General features: G+C 60.5%; 14 protein-coding genes. 12 read left to right on the top strand and 2 right to left on the bottom strand.

Annotated elements, in window-relative coordinates; all coding sequences use genetic code 11:
• Positions 1 to 13: 13 nt before the first annotated feature.
• Positions 14 to 1,582, bottom strand: a complete 1,569-nt coding sequence (locus AC2A6O_RS03700) for a phytoene desaturase family protein (protein ID WP_498925775.1) — start codon at positions 1,580 to 1,582, stop codon at positions 14 to 16.
• Between the two features lie 111 nt (positions 1,583 to 1,693).
• On the opposite strand from AC2A6O_RS03700, the gene AC2A6O_RS03695 reads away from it, so the two are divergent.
• The 5 genes from AC2A6O_RS03695 to AC2A6O_RS03675 are packed head-to-tail and all read left to right on the top strand — an operon-like array spanning position 1,694 to position 8,268.
• Positions 1,694 to 2,485, top strand: coding sequence for a cyclase family protein (locus AC2A6O_RS03695; protein WP_148584477.1), 792 nt, complete (start codon positions 1,694 to 1,696; stop codon positions 2,483 to 2,485).
• Between the two features lie 11 nt (positions 2,486 to 2,496).
• On the top strand, positions 2,497 to 4,053 hold the full coding sequence (locus tag AC2A6O_RS03690; protein WP_498925774.1) for a phytoene desaturase family protein: 1,557 nt from the start codon (positions 2,497 to 2,499) through the stop codon (positions 4,051 to 4,053).
• Positions 4,050 to 4,544 (top strand): MarR family winged helix-turn-helix transcriptional regulator, encoded by a 495-nt coding sequence (locus AC2A6O_RS03685; protein ID WP_498925773.1) that lies wholly within the window; start codon positions 4,050 to 4,052, stop codon positions 4,542 to 4,544. The genes AC2A6O_RS03690 and AC2A6O_RS03685 overlap by 4 nt, the downstream gene beginning before the upstream one ends.
• A gap of 23 nt (positions 4,545 to 4,567) precedes the next feature.
• Positions 4,568 to 6,718 carry a thiamine pyrophosphate-dependent enzyme gene (locus tag AC2A6O_RS03680; protein ID WP_498925772.1) on the top strand — a complete coding sequence of 717 codons (2,151 nt, stop codon included), beginning with the start codon at positions 4,568 to 4,570 and terminating at the stop codon, positions 6,716 to 6,718.
• Positions 6,718 to 8,268, top strand: coding sequence for an indolepyruvate oxidoreductase subunit beta family protein (locus tag AC2A6O_RS03675; RefSeq protein WP_498925771.1), 1,551 nt, complete (start codon positions 6,718 to 6,720; stop codon positions 8,266 to 8,268). Before AC2A6O_RS03680 ends, AC2A6O_RS03675 begins: the two co-directional genes overlap by 1 nt.
• A 364-nt stretch (positions 8,269 to 8,632) precedes the next feature.
• Here AC2A6O_RS03675 and AC2A6O_RS03670 read toward each other — a convergent pair whose 3' ends face one another.
• On the bottom strand, positions 8,633 to 9,766 hold the full coding sequence (locus tag AC2A6O_RS03670; protein ID WP_498925770.1) for an aminotransferase class V-fold PLP-dependent enzyme: 1,134 nt from the start codon (positions 9,764 to 9,766) through the stop codon (positions 8,633 to 8,635).
• Positions 9,767 to 10,008: 242 nt separating this feature from the next.
• On the opposite strand from AC2A6O_RS03670, the gene AC2A6O_RS03665 reads away from it, so the two are divergent.
• The 7 genes from AC2A6O_RS03665 to AC2A6O_RS03635 all read left to right on the top strand — a co-directional run bounded on the left by AC2A6O_RS03665 (position 10,009) and on the right by AC2A6O_RS03635 (position 16,459).
• A complete protein-coding gene (locus AC2A6O_RS03665) occupies positions 10,009 to 10,716 on the top strand; it encodes a GntR family transcriptional regulator (RefSeq protein ID WP_498925769.1) in 708 nt (235 codons plus the stop codon).
• Positions 10,717 to 10,748: 32 nt separating this feature from the next.
• Positions 10,749 to 11,837, top strand: a complete 1,089-nt coding sequence (locus AC2A6O_RS03660; RefSeq protein ID WP_498925768.1) for a cupin domain-containing protein — start codon at positions 10,749 to 10,751, stop codon at positions 11,835 to 11,837.
• A 75-nt stretch (positions 11,838 to 11,912) separates the two neighbouring features.
• The gene (locus AC2A6O_RS03655) at positions 11,913 to 13,115 is read left to right on the top strand and encodes an ABC transporter substrate-binding protein (RefSeq protein ID WP_148584470.1); all 1,203 of its coding nucleotides are present in this window, start codon (positions 11,913 to 11,915) and stop codon (positions 13,113 to 13,115) included.
• Positions 13,116 to 13,132: 17 nt separating this feature from the next.
• A complete protein-coding gene (locus AC2A6O_RS03650) occupies positions 13,133 to 13,906 on the top strand; it encodes an ABC transporter ATP-binding protein (protein WP_498925767.1) in 774 nt (257 codons plus the stop codon).
• A complete protein-coding gene (locus AC2A6O_RS03645) occupies positions 13,903 to 14,622 on the top strand; it encodes an ABC transporter ATP-binding protein (protein ID WP_148584468.1) in 720 nt (239 codons plus the stop codon). The genes AC2A6O_RS03650 and AC2A6O_RS03645 overlap by 4 nt, the downstream gene beginning before the upstream one ends.
• Positions 14,619 to 15,509, top strand: coding sequence for a branched-chain amino acid ABC transporter permease (locus AC2A6O_RS03640; protein WP_148584467.1), 891 nt, complete (start codon positions 14,619 to 14,621; stop codon positions 15,507 to 15,509). The genes AC2A6O_RS03645 and AC2A6O_RS03640 overlap by 4 nt, the downstream gene beginning before the upstream one ends.
• Positions 15,509 to 16,459, top strand: a complete 951-nt coding sequence (locus AC2A6O_RS03635; protein ID WP_498925766.1) for a branched-chain amino acid ABC transporter permease — start codon at positions 15,509 to 15,511, stop codon at positions 16,457 to 16,459. Before AC2A6O_RS03640 ends, AC2A6O_RS03635 begins: the two co-directional genes overlap by 1 nt.
• The last annotated feature ends 11 nt before the right edge of the window (positions 16,460 to 16,470 follow it).

The raw sequence follows: 16,470 nt of genomic DNA, 5'->3' as shown, positions 1-16,470 counted from the left end.
TTTCTTTTTGTCGCTATCCGGCAAGTTTTTGTGCGAGCAGATATCCGGGCCCCGCGCCGGTTCCCGCACCCGGCCAGACGGCAGCGCCGGTGTGGTAAAGGTTTCCCACCGGTGTCGTGCCGTCGGCAAAGCCGCGTACGGGCCTGAACATGAAATGCTGGCTCAGATGATGGCTCCCACAGACCTGATCTCCGCCGACCAGATTGGGATTGTCCGCCTCCAGCTGGGCGGGCGATACGATATGCCGGCCGAGGATCTTTGCTCTCGTGCCGGGAGCATAGCCTTCCAGGATGTCGAGGGCGCGCTCGGCAAAGGGCTCCGCCGCTTCGCTCCAGTCCGTGGCCGTAATCTTGCCGGCGGCGTCCCCCTTGATGGTGCCAGGCGCCATGCGCACCTGAAGCCAGAGCACATGCTTTCCCTCAGGGGCCCGGCTCGGGTCGACGACGGTTGGCTGGCCGCAGACGATCACCGGTTCATCCGGCAGCAGACCGGCCTGTGCCTGTGCATAGGTTCGGGCCATCTGGTCGAGATCCGGCGCCATATGCACATAAGCGAATTTTTTCAGCTCTTCGCCGGCTGCCCAGTCGGGCAGGGCGTCCATCGCCAGATGGATCATCATCGTGCCGGGCGCATGGGTAAATGTCTTCAGTCCAATGTCATAGCGCTTGTCGCCCGTCTCGCCGGTGAGTTTCAGCAAGGCAGACGGGGCCACATTGGCAATAACGGCCTTGCTTGCCATAACTTGCCGCCCGTCGCTCAGTTCGACGCCGCGTGCTTGCCCGTTTTCGACAATCACGCGCGTTACCTCTGCGTTGCAGGTCACCGATCCGCCGCCCGCCTCGATCCGCGAGATCATGGCCTTGACGATCGTGTCCGCGCCGCCCTGGCCCAGCACCATGCCGAAGGCCTGATTGGTCATGCCTTCCAGGTAGGGAAACAGGGCGCCGCCTGACATGTCGGGCGCAAAATCAAGATGCATGCCCCAGGCGGCAAGAAGCGCGCGCACCTTGGGCGAGGTGAAGGTTGTGGTCAGCCAGTCGCGCGGGGCCGAGAGCAGGAAGCGGCCAAGGTCCATGACGCCGCCCGAACCGTTTTTACGCCACTGCTTGAACAATATATATGCAAATGCACGTTTTTTTGCCGGACTGCCAAGAATAGAGAACAATGTCTCTGCATGCTCGGGAAATTCTGACGCCAGTGTCCGCCAGACACGTGCATCTTCCGGGCTGACCTGTTCGATTCTTGAAGCGGTCGTCTCCAGGTCGTTGCTGACGCCAAGCCAGGTTCCGTCCGGGAAAACAGAAGAGAAACAATTGGATGCCGGAGCGAATGCAAGACCGTGACCGCCCAGTTCCTCACCATATTTCTTGAAGAAACCGGAGCCTGCGAACATGGACAGGTTCATGGCAGCCCAGTCGTGGCGGAAGCCCGGAAGAGTGTACTCACCGGTTTTGACGGCGCCGCCGGGTTCTGCAGCGCGCTCGAAAACGCCAATTTTCCAGCCCTGAGCGGCAAGATGTACAGCACAGGCGAGGCTGTTGTGCCCGCTGCCGATAATAATGCCGTCAAACGTCTCCGTCACGATTAATCCCCTCCATCGTTCGAAGAAGATAATTGCAAATACAAATAAATCTGTCTAGCATTGAATTGTGATAACAAGCCGACAGGCTACAGAGGTACAGAGGGAACGAATATGTCTGCACAGAGCGCGCTCAGCGGGCTTGGAGCAAAACTCCTGTCCGGAGAAGTCGAAGTGGTGGATTGCACGGGCGTTCTGGGTCCGAATACGCCGATCCTGCAGCTTCCGCCCGATTTTGCAAAGAATACGCCGAAGGTCGAGATTCACAAGATCAGTGAGTACGACTCTGACGGCCCGTTCTTCGCCTGGAACTGGATGGTGCTGGGAGAGCACTCCGGAACTCACTTCGATGCGCCGCATCACTGGATTACCGGCAAGGACTACAGCGACGGCTTTACCGACACCCTGGACGTGCAGCGCCTGATTGCGCCGGTCAACGTGATTGACTGCTCCAAGGAGAGCGCGGCGGACCCTGATTTCCTGCTGACCGCGGATTTGATCAAGGCCTGGGAAGCCGAGCACGGCGAGATCGGAGCCGGCGAGTGGGTGGTGATGCGCACCGACTGGGACAAACGCGCCGACGACGAGGCAGCGTTCCTCAATGCCGACGAAACCGGCCCGCACAGCCCCGGACCGACCCCGGATGCCATTGAATATCTTCTGTCCAAGAAGATTGTCGGTTGGGGCAGCCAGTGCATCGGAACCGATGCCGGCCAGGCCGGTGGCATGGAGCCGCCGTTCCCGGCGCATAATCTGCTGCATCGGGACAATTGCTTCGGTCTGGCCTCGCTTGCAAATCTCGACAAGCTGCCGGCCAAGGGGGCGATCCTGATCGCCACGCCGCTGAAGATCGAGCGCGGCACGGGCAGCCCGATCCGTGCGCTGGCTCTGGTCGCGAAAGCCTGAGGCGACCCGGGATGGCCGCTCCGCATGTCATCATAGGATCCGGCATCAACGCTCTTGTCGCGGCAGCCATGCTGTCGCGGCGGGGAGAGCCGGTTCTGCTTCTGGAACGCTCTGACGTCCTCGGTGGCTGTATGCGGACCGAGGAAATCACGCTGCCGGGGTTTCGGCATGATGTGATGGCGGCAACCTTTGTGCTTTTCCTGACCTCTCCTGCCTATGCGGAATTGGCGGAAGATCTTGGCCGTCACGGCCTCGATTTCTGCCACTCTCCGCATCCGACCGCCGTTTTGCGGCCGGGAGGCGAGGCGCTGAAGCTGACGACGGACCGCGCGGCTAACATTGCCGCCTTCGAAGCCCTTGCGGCCGGAGACGGCAAACAGCATGAAGCTGATGTCGGCGGTATCGAAGCCGACGCGGAGTTCCTGTTTGCCTTGCTGGGCGGTCCACTCTGGTCCGGCAAGATGGCGCGCCTGATGCTCAGTCAGGCCTGGAAGCGCGGTCTCGGCGGATTGAAAGCCTGGCTCGGTTCCTGTCTGCAACCGGCTCGCGGCTGGCTGGAAGGAAGTTATCAGAGCGAGACCCTGCAGGCGCTTTGGGCGCCCTGGGTTCTTCATACCGGTCTGACGCCGGAAAGCACCTATTCGGGCCAGATGGGCCGGGTAATCGCATTTGCGCTGGAAGCTGCCGGCGCACCGGTGGCCAAGGGTGGCTCGGGTTCCGTACCCGAGGCATTCAGAAGCCTGATCGAGGCCAAGGGTGGCAAGATCCGCACGGGTGTCGATGTCGAACGTGTTCTGGTCAAGGATGGCAAGGCGTTCGGCGTGGAAACAGCAGACGGTGAAACCATCAAGGGCCAGTCGGTGATTGCTTCCGTCACGCCGACACAGCTTTACCAGCGGCTCTTGAAACAGGAAGCTCTTCCGGAGCAAACCCGGACCTATCGCTACGGCCGTGGAAATTTTCAGCTTCACTATGCCCTGGACGGGAATCCGGACTGGATCGCCGAAGGCCTGGAAGATGTCGCGCTGGTTCATCTGGCGGACGGCATCGACAGTGTTTCGAAGTCTGCCAACGAGGCCGAGCGTGGCCTGTTGCCGGAAGTTCCGACGATCTGCGTTGGCCAGCCCCATAGGCTGGACCCGTCGCGTGCACCGGACGGCAAGGGCATCCTGTGGCTTCAGATACCCGATGCCCCGCGCACGATAAAAGGGGATGCGGCCGGCAAGATCGAGACCGGGGCCGAATGGACCGAGGCTATTCGTGAAGCTTTCGCTGATCGTCTGGAAGACATCCTCAGGCGGCACATCCGCAATTTCGATCAGATCAAACTTGCCCGGCGGGCCTATTCTCCGGCGGATCTGAACGACCTCAACATCAATCTGGTCGGCGGCGATCCCTATGGCGGGGCCTGCAGCATCGATCAGTTTTTTGTCTGGCGCCCCTTTGCGCATTCAGCTAATAGCGCCACCCCAATCCGGAATCTCCACATGATCGGAGCTTCGACCCATCCCGGGCCGGGGCTCGGCGGCGGTTCCGGCTACAATCTGGCGAAGGGGATGGGTGCATGAGCGATGAGGATCTGACGGACGTAACTTTGGACGAGGCCCGCTTGCCGCGGCTCGGTGAAATCGGACTGGAAAATTTTCCACCCTATCTGATGAACCGCATCATGGGCCGCTACAACGCCGCACTGCGCGAGGAAATGGCCAACCTGGGCCTGACGACACCGAAGATGAGAACCCTGGCCGTGTTGTCCGTGATCGACGGCCTGTTGATCCGCGAACTCGCGATCTACGCGGTTGTTGAAGTCTCGACGTTGAGCCGGGCGCTGGACGCGCTTGAGCGGGACGGTCTGGTGCGCCGGGTGTCTGACAAGGAAGACAGTCGCGCTGTCCGTATTCATCTCACGTCCAAGGGACGGGACACTCATGAGCAGCTTTGGCCACATCTGGCCGGCGCCTACCGGCAGATGTTCAAAGGCATCAGCGACGCGGATCAAAGAGCTTTTGTCGCCACGCTGCAGGCAATTTTGAAGAACGTGCGCAAGCACCCGATATAAGTTGATCGCGTAAGGAGGGGCCGATGGCCGAAAGGTCGTTCAAGGCTGAGGTAGAGCATCTTCGCAAGGGAACCGGAGACACCTTCACGGGTGAGGGCATTCTGGCCATCACGAAGGCGCTTCTGGAAAATGGTGTTGGCTATGTCGGCGGCTATCAGGGCGCGCCGATCTCTCATCTGATGGATGTGCTTGCCGATGCAGAGGATCTTCTGGGTGAACTCGGCATACGTTTCGAGGCCAACGCCTCCGAAGCGGCCGCAGCCGCCATGCTGGCCGCCTCCGTGCATTATCCGATACGCGGCGCAGTCACCTTCAAGGGCTCGGTCGGTGTCAATGTTGCCTCGGATGCGCTGGCCAATCTGGCGTCTTCCGGCGTCAATGGTGGCGCGCTTGTCATCGTTGGCGAGGATTACGGCGAAGGCAGCTCCATCATGCAGGAGCGCTCCTACGCCTTTGCCATGAAATCGCAGTTCTGGCTGCTCGATCCAAGGCCCAACCTGACGTCGATCGTCAAATCCGTCGGCGATGGTTTTGCCCTGTCGGAGGCCAGCAATTCGCCGGTCATGCTGATGGTGCGTATCCGTTCCTGCCACGTCACCGGCCGGTTCGAGACCAGGGACAACGTGCCGCCGCCGCTTTCCGTTCGCGATGCGCTGTCCAGTCCGATGCGCGACTTCAAGCGGGTGGTGCTGCCGCCCATGTCCTATGCCCATGAGCATGACAAGATCGACAACCGCTGGCCGGCAGCCGAAAAGTTCATTCTGGAAAACCGTCTGAACGAGCGTTTCGGACCGGACGAGGGCAAGGTCGGTATCGTCTGCCTTGGCGGCATCTACAACAGCGTCATCCGTGCGCTGCAACGGCTCGGGCTCGCCGATATCAGTGGCAACACCTCGATCCCGCTTCACGTGCTCAATGTGACTTATCCGCTCGTGAAATCGGAGCTTCTGGAGTTCTGCGCGGGCAAGGAAGCCGTGCTGATGATCGAGGAAGGCCAGCCGGAATTCATCGAGCAGCAGCTCGGGGCCATGCTCTACAAGGAAGGCCGGACGACAAAGCTGGAAGGCAAGGGCATTTTCCCGCGTGCGGGGGAATACACCGGCCAGATCATGCTCGACGGTCTGGATGCCTTTGTCCGCCAATATGCGCCGGAGCTTCTTCCGGGCAAGGTGCTGGCGCCGAACACGCCCAAGCCGGAGTTGCCGGATCTTTCCAAGACGGTGCCGATCCGCCCGCCCGGATTTTGCACGGGCTGTCCGGAACGTCCGATCTTCGCCTCGTTGAAGATGGTGGAGCAGGAAGTCGGCCAGCACCAGATCACCGGTGATATCGGCTGCCACCTGTTTGCCTGCTTGCCGCCCTTCGAAATCGGCGGCTCAACCATGGGATATGGCCTCGGGCCGGCCTCAAACGCTGCCTTCGATGGCGGCGGAGAGAGACGGGCGATCTCCATCATTGGCGATGGCGGCTTCTGGCATAACGGTCTCAGCAGCTCCATCGGCAACATGGTGTTCAACAAGTCCGACAGTGTCGCGATTATTGTCGATAACTATTATTCGGCGGCAACCGGCGGGCAGGACATTCCCTCCAGCCGGGCAAAGAACGAGACCAAGTCGACCAACAACCCGATTACGAAGGCGCTTCAGGGCGCCGGGGTCAAGTGGATCCGGCAGATCAACCGCACCTATGATGTCACCCGGATGCGCGAAACCATCCGCGAGGCACTGACGACCGAATATGACGGTCCGAAGGTGATCGTTGCATCGTCCGAGTGCATGCTCAACCGCCAGCGTAGGGAAAAGCCCTTGCGCAACAAGGCGATTGCGGGTGGTGAACGGGTCGAGATACCCCGGTTCGGTGTCGATCAGGACGTCTGTACCGGCGATCATGCTTGTATCCGCTTGTCTGGATGTCCGTCGCTCTCGCTGAAGAAGCTGGACGATCCGCTGCGCGACGATCCGGTGGCCCACATCGACCAGTCCTGTGTCGGTTGCGGCAACTGCGGCGAAGTCGCCGATGCGGCAATCCTGTGTCCGTCCTTCTTTGAGGCGAAAGTGGTTCATAACCCGACCGGTTTCGAAGCCTGGTATGCCGGCCTTCGGACGAAAATCATTTCCTGGCTGCAGACACGGCGGGCTGGTGCCCGGCTGACCTTTACCGGGGAGGGCGCGTGATGTCGCTTGCATTGCCACTGGATGCCAGACCGGCCGATCCCGCGCTCGAAGGGGTTATCAAGCTCGCCATTCTCGCCGTCGGCGGGCAGGGCGGTGGCGTTCTGACGAACTGGATCGAAAGCCTGGCGAGATCGCAGGGCTATCATTGCCAGGCCACGAGCGTGGCAGGCGTTGCCCAGAGAACCGGCGCGACCATCTATTACATGGAGATGGCCCCGGGGGACGTTGAAGCCCCGGTCTTTTCGCTCGCCCCGTCTGCCGGTGATGTCGACATCATCGTTGCAGCGGAAATGATGGAAGCCGGCCGTGCGATCATTCGTGGCTTCGTGACCCCGGACCGCACCACGCTTATCGCTTCGAGCCACCGCATGCTCGCGGTGTCCGAAAAATCCGTGCCGGGTGACGGCATGGCCTCTTCCGAAGAAGTGAGAGCCGCCGCCGAACTGGCGGCACAAAAGCTGGTTCTGGCCGATATGGATACCGCTGCCCTAAAGGTCGGCTCCGTGATTTCCGCTTCCCTGTTCGGGGCGCTGGCTGGCTCCGGTGCTCTGCCCTTCGAACGGGCAGCCTTTGAAGACGCTATTCGTGCAGGCGGCAAGGGTGTGGAAGCCAGTCTGAGGGCTTTTGCTGCCGGGTTTGATCTGGCGAAACACGGTGAAGACCCCAAGCCCGAGGCTGTTAAACCCGCACAGCAGGAAATCGTCAGGCCTGCCGGCCCGGACATGGCGCAAAAGGCCTGGGCCTCGCTGGAAGCAAAGGTTGCGGGCTTGCCGGAACCGGTGCGCGAAATGGCCCGTGCCGGATTGCGCAAGGTGGTCGATTTTCAGGACACGGATTACGGCGCGGAATACCTTGGCCGGCTGGAAGGTCTCATCAGCCGGGATAGCGCGGAGAAGGATTACGAACTCTCCCGCGAGGCCGCGAAATACATCGCCAATGCGATGGCCTATGACGATGTCATCCGGGTTGCCGATCTGAAAACACGTCCTCAGCGGTTCAACCGGATCGAGACGGAAATGAAGGTGGAGGACGGCAAGCTGCTGCATCTGACCGACTATCTTCATCCGCGCGCGGAAGAAATCGTTGGCCTGCTGCCGGAAAAGATGGGCCGCAAGATGGAAAGCGATCCGGCGTGGATGAAACGCATCGACCGCTGGTTCAACCGTGGCCGCCGGATCCGCACCGACAGTCTGCGCGGCTTTGCGATGCTTTACTTTCTGGGCGGCTTGCGTGGTTGGCGCCGCAGAACCCTGCGCCACCAGATGGAACAGGACCATCTGGAGAGCTGGCTGAAGATGGTGTCGGGCTATTTGCCTGACCGCTACGCCATGGCCGTTGAAGTGCTGAGGTGCCGACGCCTCATCAAGGGCTACTCTGACACTCACGCAAGAGGCCTGTCGAAATTCGACAAGGTGCTGGCGGGGGCGCGGCTGGTGGAAAATCGGGACGACGGCCCGGAATGGGTCGCACGCCTGCGCGAAGCGGCTCTCAAGGATGAAAAGGGCGCGGATCTCGACGGAGCGCTGAAGACCGTTGAGAGCTTTGCATGAGCCAATTCCGGTCCTGACTTAAGTGACGGATCATCCCACTCGATTGTGACCCCGGGCGAGCTTGGCGAGACCCGGGTGTCGCTCTTGCGCGGAGCAGCTGAGCTTCAAGATCGGTTCTCGGGAGAAGGACCGCGAAGCAGGCGAGTGGCTACGTAAGCTGTATCAGATCAGGGTGTGTGGTTGCTGAGTTTGCGGCCCATCCTTCGAGACGGCCTCACGGCCTCCTCAGGATGAGGGGTAGGTTGATGCGAGGCTGAAAGTTCCCCGAGTAAACCTGTTAACTTATGCCAACCTCATCCTGAGGAAGCGCGAAGCGCTGTCTCGAAGGATGGGCGACATCCGCTGACGAAGCTCCCTCCCGGGGTTACCGGGAAAGCACCGTCCCCAGTTCCACCACCAATTCACGTGCGGCGTCTTCCGACGTCTGAATGCCAGGAGAAAGGCGCAGGGTCGCGCCGCGGGTATCGGCAATGAGGCCCGCATGGCGTAGATGGTCCAGCACGAGCGTGGCCTGTTCGGCTGAGGCGAGACCGAACATCAGGCTGCCACCTCTGTCTTCTTCCACCCGGGGTGTGAGAAGTTTCAGCCCGAGTGCATCCGCGCCATCGATCAGAATGCTGCAAAGATGCCTGTTGCTGCGCAAGATGGCGTCCCTATCGGCGCTCGCATGCCATTGGAGCGCAGGCAGGGAAGCTGCGGCAGGCATGATCGACGGTGTGCCGTTGTCGAAGCGGCGAATGTCCGGCGCGTATTCGAAGGCGTCGATATCCCAGTTGAACGGGTTGTCCTGACTGAACCAGCCACGCAGCTCCGGTCTGCAATCGCGGATCAGGTCCGGATGAACGTAAAGGATGCCGGCGCCAGGTGTACCGCACATCCATTTGAGGCTGGTCGATACGACAAAATCCACATTCGGCGCGTCGACCGAAAAGGGCAGCAGGCCCGCACCTTGGGTGATATCCACGCCGATGATGCTGCCCATCGAACGGCCGTGGGCAACGAGGCTTTCGAGATTTGAGCGGCGGGATGTGGTCGAGCTGATCCAGGTAATCAGGCAGAGCGCGACATCGCGGTCCCACTCGGCAATCATGTCTTCGTCGGAGACAAAATTCGCACCCTGACGGGCGCGTACGGTCACCAGCTCGAAGCCGAGCCGTTCCTGCAGGCGGGTTAGAAGGAAATGGTTGGACGGGAAGCAGTCCGCTGCCACCAGAACCTTCCGGCCGCGCAGCAGGCCGTCCGGCAGGGCCCGCATCACCATGTCCACGCCCTGGGTGACGTTTTCACACGTTGTGGCAGACCCGGCAGGTGCTTCGATAATTGCGCGCCAGTGATCAATGAAGGCTTCACGCTTGCCCAGCAGATAGGACCACTGCTGATCGTTCGGGGCGCTCCAGACCGAGGCAAACTCCGCCATCGCGGCGCTCAACCCGGCGGCCTTGCCGGGATACTGGCCGATGGAATGATAGAGGAAGTAGCCGTCTTCTCTGGTTGTCATGCGTTTCCCCGAAAGCTCGTGTCCGCAGGTCGGTGAGAGTGCCGAAGCAGTTCCTTCCTGCATCAAACACGCTATTGACCAGTATGGAATTATTCGTATACAGTTTTTCCGATAGTTCAAGCTTAAAGGACTTTTCAAGTGCGGGAAAATGGGTTGAACATGCGATTGATCCGATTTGCCTTGAATTGTTTCGTATACGATTTTGGTGGTGTGTCGCTGTGTGTGACAGGGGAGGCCTGCCGGTGATTGCTGGAAAATCATCCGCCAACGCGTCTGCGGCTCAAAGCACCAGCGGACAGATCCACGATCTGCTGATGGGGCGCATCCAGCGCGGCGAACTTGGTCAGGATGTCCGTCTTGTCGACACGGCTGTTGCCGCCGAGTTCGGTGTTTCTCGCATGCCGGCACGCGACGCCTTGATGCGCCTGGCTCACGAGGGGTATCTGGAGCCCACGACGCGCGGCTTCATGCTGCCGAGGCTCGATCATCAGGAAATTCTGGAAATCTTCGACCTGCGCCGGCTCCTTGAGCCACGGGCGGCGGCCATGGCAGCTCTCAGCCTTTCGGAAGAGGAGTTGAAGGGTCTGGATGACATCCAGGCGGAAGCACACTCTGCCATGGCAGCAGACGATTTCGAGCGGCTGCACCGGGCTTGCGAGACCTTCCGCAACAGCTGGATCGCCGCTGTTCCCAATGTTTCGCTGCGCAAGGCGCTGCAACGCTACATGACACAGGTTCAGGCCGTTCGCCTGATGACCTTTGCAGACAAGGCCAACCACCCGTTGATCGTCGCCGGCAACACCCAGCTTTATCAGGCGTTCTGCCGCCGGGATGCGGTTGCCGCCAGCGACAGGATCCTGCGGTTCGTCTTCGAGGGGGAGGCGGCCTACCTCCAGGCGCACGAGGAAATCCGCAATCAGAACGAAAACTCATCCGCGCAAGCAGGCTGACGCGCAGTAGGAACAGGAGCGATGGACAGGACATGAGCGAAACCCGCGCGGAAGTCAGACTGCCGACACAGGACCTTTCCAAGGATCTGCCGTTCTTCACCAAGAAGCTGAACATGCGGCTGGACATGATCTATCCGGCCGATAGTCCGGAAATCGCGGTGTTTTCAGGCCACGGCCTGCGCGTGCGGGTGGAAAAGGGCGCGAGCGAAGCCCCAGGTACGCTGCGCATCCTCACCGAAAATCCGGATGAATTTGCAGACGGCGAACGTCTTCTGGTTTCTCCAAGCGGGACGCGCGTCGAGATTGACGAACTCAATCCGCCACTGGTCATGCCGGAAACGGAACACGCGTTCGTGGTGCGCCGCCTCGCCGACCAGGCCCCCTGGGTGATCGGACGGGCCGGCATGTCCTATCGGGATCTGGTGCCCACGCGCCTTGGCGGCGCGATGATCGCCTCGCATATTCGGGTGCCGGACGGTCCGGTGCCGGACATGGTCCATTTCCACAAGGTCGGTTTTCAGCTGATCTTCTGCGTTAACGGCTGGGTCGACGTTCTGTACGAAGACCAGGGCGGCATGCGCCGTCTGAGGGCAGGCGACTGCTTCATTCAGCCACCGGAAATCCGCCACCGGGTGATGCATGCGGCCGAAGGCATCGAGGTGGTCGAGATCGGTGTTCCCGCGGAACACATTACCGAGATCGATCACGAGATGACCCTGCCAACACCCCATGAGCGGCCGGACCGCGAGTGGCAGGGCCAGAAGTTCGTTCACAGCCTGGCAAAAGACGGCGCCTTCAGTCCGTTCCGCATACCGGGTTTCGAAGCGCGAGACACCACCATCTGCGACAACACGAAGGGCGTGGCGTCTGTTATGGTGGCACGTCCGGCCGGGGAGGCTGCTCCCTGGACACGCCATGACTGCGATATTCTATTCAACTTTGTGCTGGCAGGTGAAATGACCCTGGAGGGCGAAGGCAAAGATCCTTACCGCCTGTCTGCCGGAGACGCTTTCGTAATCCCGCCGCACATGGCGACGCGATACGCGGATGCAACTTCCGACCTGGAACTGCTGGAAGTCAGCTTGCCGGGTCGGTTCGAAACAGAAGTCCTGCGCGACTAAAAAAGACAAGGCCTTTCAAGGAGGAAAGAAAAGGCTGTGCAGGAATTCAAAGTCAAGCAATGAGGGGATGACAGTATGAAAAAGTTGACGACAATTGTGGCCGCAGCGGCTTTGCTCGGCACGGGAACAGCCGCACTGGCGGACGACACCAAGATCGGCGTCCTGATGGACATCACGGGGCCGATCGCCAATTTCATTCCGCCGCTTCAGAACGCGGCCGATCTCGCGGTCAAGCAGGTGAACGAGCAGGGTGGCCTGCTCGGCGGCTCTGCCATTGCCGTTTATGGTGACACCACCGGCACGGCACAGGGCGCGGTCGACGCCGCCCAGAAACTCGTGAACGTTGAAAACGTGCCGATCATCATGGGCTCGCTCATGTCCGGCACCACCATTGCCGCGGCTGAAGCCGCAATCATTCCGGCGGGCGTCCCGCAGATCTCGCCGACCGCCACGTCACCTGCCATGACCACCCTGGAAGACGGCGGCCTGGTGTTCCGCATCGTGCCCTCCGACAACTATCAGGGGGAGATCCTCGCCAAGATGGTGTTGGACGAAGGCCTGAAGAAAGTAGCGCTGACCTACGTCAACAACGACTATGGCGTCGGCATTGGCGAAACCTTCATCGACGCCTACACAGCAGCCGGTGGTGAGATCGTCGCCGAGGCGAAGCACGAAGAAAAGAAAGATTCCTACCGCTCCGAACTTGCCAGCCTGGCCAAGGGCGATGCGGAAGCACTGGTCGTGATCGCCTATGCCGGCGACAGCGGCGGCAAGATCGTGCGTCAGGCCATTGAAGGCGGTCTCTTCACCAAATTCATCGGCACGGATGGTCTGCGCGACGAACTGCTGATCCAGAACGTGGGTGCGGATGCCCTGAAGACATCGTTCTTCTCCTCACCAACGTCTCCGGCCGAAAACCCGGCCCAGAAGGCCCTGCATGATGCCTTCAACGCGGAATATGGCGAAGGTGCAGACAAGGCCTTTGTCGACCAGACCTATGACGCAACTTTCCTGGCGCTGCTGGCGATTGAAAAGGCCGGCTCGACCGACCGCGCCAAGATTGCCGAAGCCCTGAAGGAAGTTGCCATGGCTCCGGGTGAGAAAGTCGGCCCGGGCGAATGGGCGAAGGCGATTGAGCTTATCAAGGAAGGCAAGGACATCGACTACGAAGGCGCCAGCGGCTCCGCGGAGTTCGATGAAAATGGTGATGTCGGCGGTTATATCGGCAAGTTCGTCGTCGATGGTGACGGCTACAAGCAAGTCGAAATTGTTGAATAAGCCGACCAGGCAACAGCGTGATTGAGCTGGAAAAAATCTGCGTCGATTTTGGCGGTTTGCGGGCCATTGACCATGCAAGCTTCAAGATCGGCGCAGGCCGCATCACCGGCCTGATCGGGCCCAACGGTGCGGGAAAAACAACCGCCTTCAACGTCATTGCAGGCGCCATTCGGCCAAGCGCCGGTCGGGTGCTTCTGGACGGGAAGGACATCACTTCGCTCAAACCCCACCAACGGGCCAAGGCAGGTCTCGCACGCACCTTCCAGATACCGCATGAATTCGGGCATCTCTCCGTCCTTGAAAACCTGATGGCATCCGCCTCCGCACCGGAAGGCGAGAATGTCTTCAACGTGATCTTCCGCCGCGGGCACTATCAGTCCGAGGAAAGGCAGATCTATGAGACGGCGCGCGATACCGTCCACCTGCTGGAACTGGATCATGTCATCGACGAGAAGGCGGGCAATCTTTCCGGCGGTCAGAAGAAGCTGGTCGAACTTGGCCGCGCGCTGATGCGCAACCCGAAGATTATTCTGCTGGACGAGATCGGCGCCGGCATCAACCGAACGCTTTTGTCCAAGCTGGCGGACAAGATCCTGATGTTGAACAGGGAGCGGGGGCTGACCTTCTGTCTCATCGAGCATGATCTCGATTACGTTTCCAAGCTGTGCGACCACGTGCTGGTCATGGCGCAGGGCACGCTCCTGACGGAAGGCTCGGTCGATGAAGTGCGGAACGACGAACGGGTGATCGAAGCCTATTTCGGCGGCGGAAAATATGAGGCGCAGCTATGACCGAACGACTTTCCGTTGCGGCTGTCAGCGCCGGCTATGGCGGACCGCCGATCATCGAGGACGTATCGCTGACGGTCGAGCCGGGTGAAATCGCGGTCATTCTCGGCCCGAACGGCGCCGGCAAGTCGACCCTGCTGAAAACCATTTTTGCACTGACCACCGTGTCCGCGGGGTCGATCAAGCTTGGAGAGAAAGAGCTTGCGGGCTGCAAGACATCAGCCCTTGTTCCGCTCGGCGTTTCAGCCGTGCCGCAAACGAAAAACGTTTTTGCGACCATGTCCGTGGACGAAAATCTTGATGTCGGAACCTACGCAGCTCCACCAAAGGACAAGGCGGCAACGCGCGAACGCGTGCTGTCCCTGTTTCCGGATCTTCGGGACAAATTGAAACAGCCTGCGGGCGAACTTTCAGGCGGACAGCGTCAGATGGTGGCCATGGGCCGCGCCCTGATGAGCGATCCGAAGCTGGTGCTCCTGGATGAGCCGACAGCCGGTCTGTCGCCTGCCTATCTGGAGCGGATCTTCGACCTGCTCATCGACATCCGCAAAACCGGGATCACGATATTGATGGTGGAACAGAATGCCCGCCAGGCTCTGCAGATTGCCGATCATGGCCATATCCTGGTGAATGGCCGGAACTATGCCAGCGGCACCGGCAAGGAATTGCTGGCAGATGACGATGTCCGGCGCCTCTTCCTCGGGGGAGCGGCCGCATGATCGAGTTCGTCAATTTCTATCTGTTTCCGGCGCTGGCCATCGGCAGCATTTATGCGCTTGGCGCCGTCGGTATCTCCATGATCTTCGGCATCCTGCGGTTTGCCCATTTCGCCCATGGTGATCTGATGACCCTGGGGACCTACGGTGTCCTGGCCATGGCCGCCATTGTCCCGGTCAATCCGCTTTTGCTGATTCCCTTCGGTATTGCGCTCACCATCGTCTCGGCGCTGCTGGTCGACCGCTATTTCTACAAGCCGTTGCGTGAGTTGCCGACCATTTACACGGTGATCTCATCCTTCGGCATCGCGCTCGTCTTCCGCTCCATCGTCCAGTTGGTCTGGGGATCGCAGAACCAGGTGTTCTTCACCGGTGTCAAACCGCCAATGGTGCTGTTCGACACATTCCGGGTGTCCGTCCTGCATCTTCAGGCGGTCATCCTGACGGCGATCATTGCCGTGCTTCTGCACTACTTCCTGACCGTCACAAGAACCGGCCGGTCCATGCGGGCGGTTGCCGACGATCCGGAACTGGCTGAAGTTTCCGGCCTCGACACGGCCAAGGTCATTCGCTGGACTTGGATCATCGGTGCCTCTCTGGCGGCCATTGCCGGAACCTTTGCCGCACTGAACACCAGCGTGCACCCCAATCTGGGCTGGAACCTCTTGATGCCGATGTTTGCCGCCGCCATTCTCGGCGGGATCGGCAAACCTATGGGCGCCATGGCAGGCGGATTCATCATCGGCCTGGCTGAAGAACTTTCCTCCTACCACTGGATTGGCGACGATGCGCTCATTTCGCCGTCCTACAAGACTGCGGTCGCTTTCGTGCTGATGATCGGCCTGCTCATCTTCCGGCCCCAGGGTCTCTTCAAGGGGAGGTTGCTCTGATGGAACTTACCGGTCTCTTTTTCTATGCGGTCAGCCTCCTGATCCTGGGCGGCATCTACGCGATACTCTGCCTTGCGTTGAACGTGCAATGGGGCATGGGCGGTCTCTTCAATGCCGGCATCGCCGGGTTCTATGGCGTGGGGGCTTATACCTCGGCGATCCTGACAACCCCGGCCTCGTCCAAGCACCTTGGCGGTTTCGGTCTGCCTGTGCCGCTTGGCTTGATTGGGGCAGCCATTCTCGCCGGGCTCACCGGCTGGGCGGTTGCCAAGATCTGCGTGCGCCTCAAGAGCGACTATCTGGCGATGGCTTCCATCGGGATCGCGGAGATCCTGCGGCTCGTCATCGTCAATGAAAGCTGGCTCACCAACGGCAGCCTGGGCCTGTCCCGCATTCCAAGACCTCTGGCGGATCTCACCACCGGGCGCATGGGCGACGTCGTATTTCTCGGCTTTGTCTGGTTTGTGGTGCTGCTGGTTTATCTGGCGGCTTCGCGGTTGCACGACAGCCCATGGGGACGCAGCCTGCGCGCGATCCGCGACAACGAGGCTTCGGCGGCGGCCACCGGCAAGGATGTCGAGAAATTCCGGATCCAGACCTTCGTCATCGGCTGCGCCATCATGGGGATCGGGGGCGCTCTATCTGCGCATTATTTCCGCTTCCTGTCGCCGACGGCCACAGATCCGTTGCTGGTGACCTTCCTGGTCTGGGTGATGCTGATGGCCGGCGGTTCCGGCAACAACAGGGGCGCCATCCTTGGGGCTCTGACCATCTGGACGCTGTGGTCGGTGACGGAAATCTTCACCAACCGTCTGCCGCCGGAATGGGCGACCCGCAGTTCCTTCATCCGCATGCTGCTGGTTGGCCTGCTTCTTCAGGTGGTGCTGCAGCGCTTCCGGTCCGGGCTGTTGCCGGAAAAATCGCCACCGGTGAAATTCCGGAAGGAATAGGAACACGGCTC

The organism is Labrenzia sp. ATLA3 (genome assembly GCF_057180185.1).
This window is presented reverse-complemented; position numbering and strand designations above follow the sequence as displayed.

What these genes read in the sequence shown, in the direction of transcription:
- AC2A6O_RS03690 (WP_498925774.1), top strand. Translation starts at nt 2,497, where the DNA reads ATGGCCGCTCCGCATGTCATCATAGGATCCGGCATCAACGCTCTTGTC.
- AC2A6O_RS03635 (WP_498925766.1), top strand. Translation starts at nt 15,509, where the DNA reads ATGGAACTTACCGGTCTCTTTTTCTATGCGGTCAGCCTCCTGATCCTG.
- AC2A6O_RS03675 (WP_498925771.1), top strand. Translation starts at nt 6,718, where the DNA reads ATGTCGCTTGCATTGCCACTGGATGCCAGACCGGCCGATCCCGCGCTC.
- AC2A6O_RS03680 (WP_498925772.1), top strand. Translation starts at nt 4,568, where the DNA reads ATGGCCGAAAGGTCGTTCAAGGCTGAGGTAGAGCATCTTCGCAAGGGA.
- AC2A6O_RS03655 (WP_148584470.1), top strand. Translation starts at nt 11,913, where the DNA reads ATGAAAAAGTTGACGACAATTGTGGCCGCAGCGGCTTTGCTCGGCACG.
- AC2A6O_RS03685 (WP_498925773.1), top strand. Translation starts at nt 4,050, where the DNA reads ATGAGCGATGAGGATCTGACGGACGTAACTTTGGACGAGGCCCGCTTG.
- AC2A6O_RS03660 (WP_498925768.1), top strand. Translation starts at nt 10,749, where the DNA reads ATGAGCGAAACCCGCGCGGAAGTCAGACTGCCGACACAGGACCTTTCC.
- AC2A6O_RS03640 (WP_148584467.1), top strand. Translation starts at nt 14,619, where the DNA reads ATGATCGAGTTCGTCAATTTCTATCTGTTTCCGGCGCTGGCCATCGGC.
- AC2A6O_RS03645 (WP_148584468.1), top strand. Translation starts at nt 13,903, where the DNA reads ATGACCGAACGACTTTCCGTTGCGGCTGTCAGCGCCGGCTATGGCGGA.
- AC2A6O_RS03670 (WP_498925770.1), bottom strand. Translation starts at nt 9,766, where the DNA reads ATGACAACCAGAGAAGACGGCTACTTCCTCTATCATTCCATCGGCCAG.
- AC2A6O_RS03695 (WP_148584477.1), top strand. Translation starts at nt 1,694, where the DNA reads ATGTCTGCACAGAGCGCGCTCAGCGGGCTTGGAGCAAAACTCCTGTCC.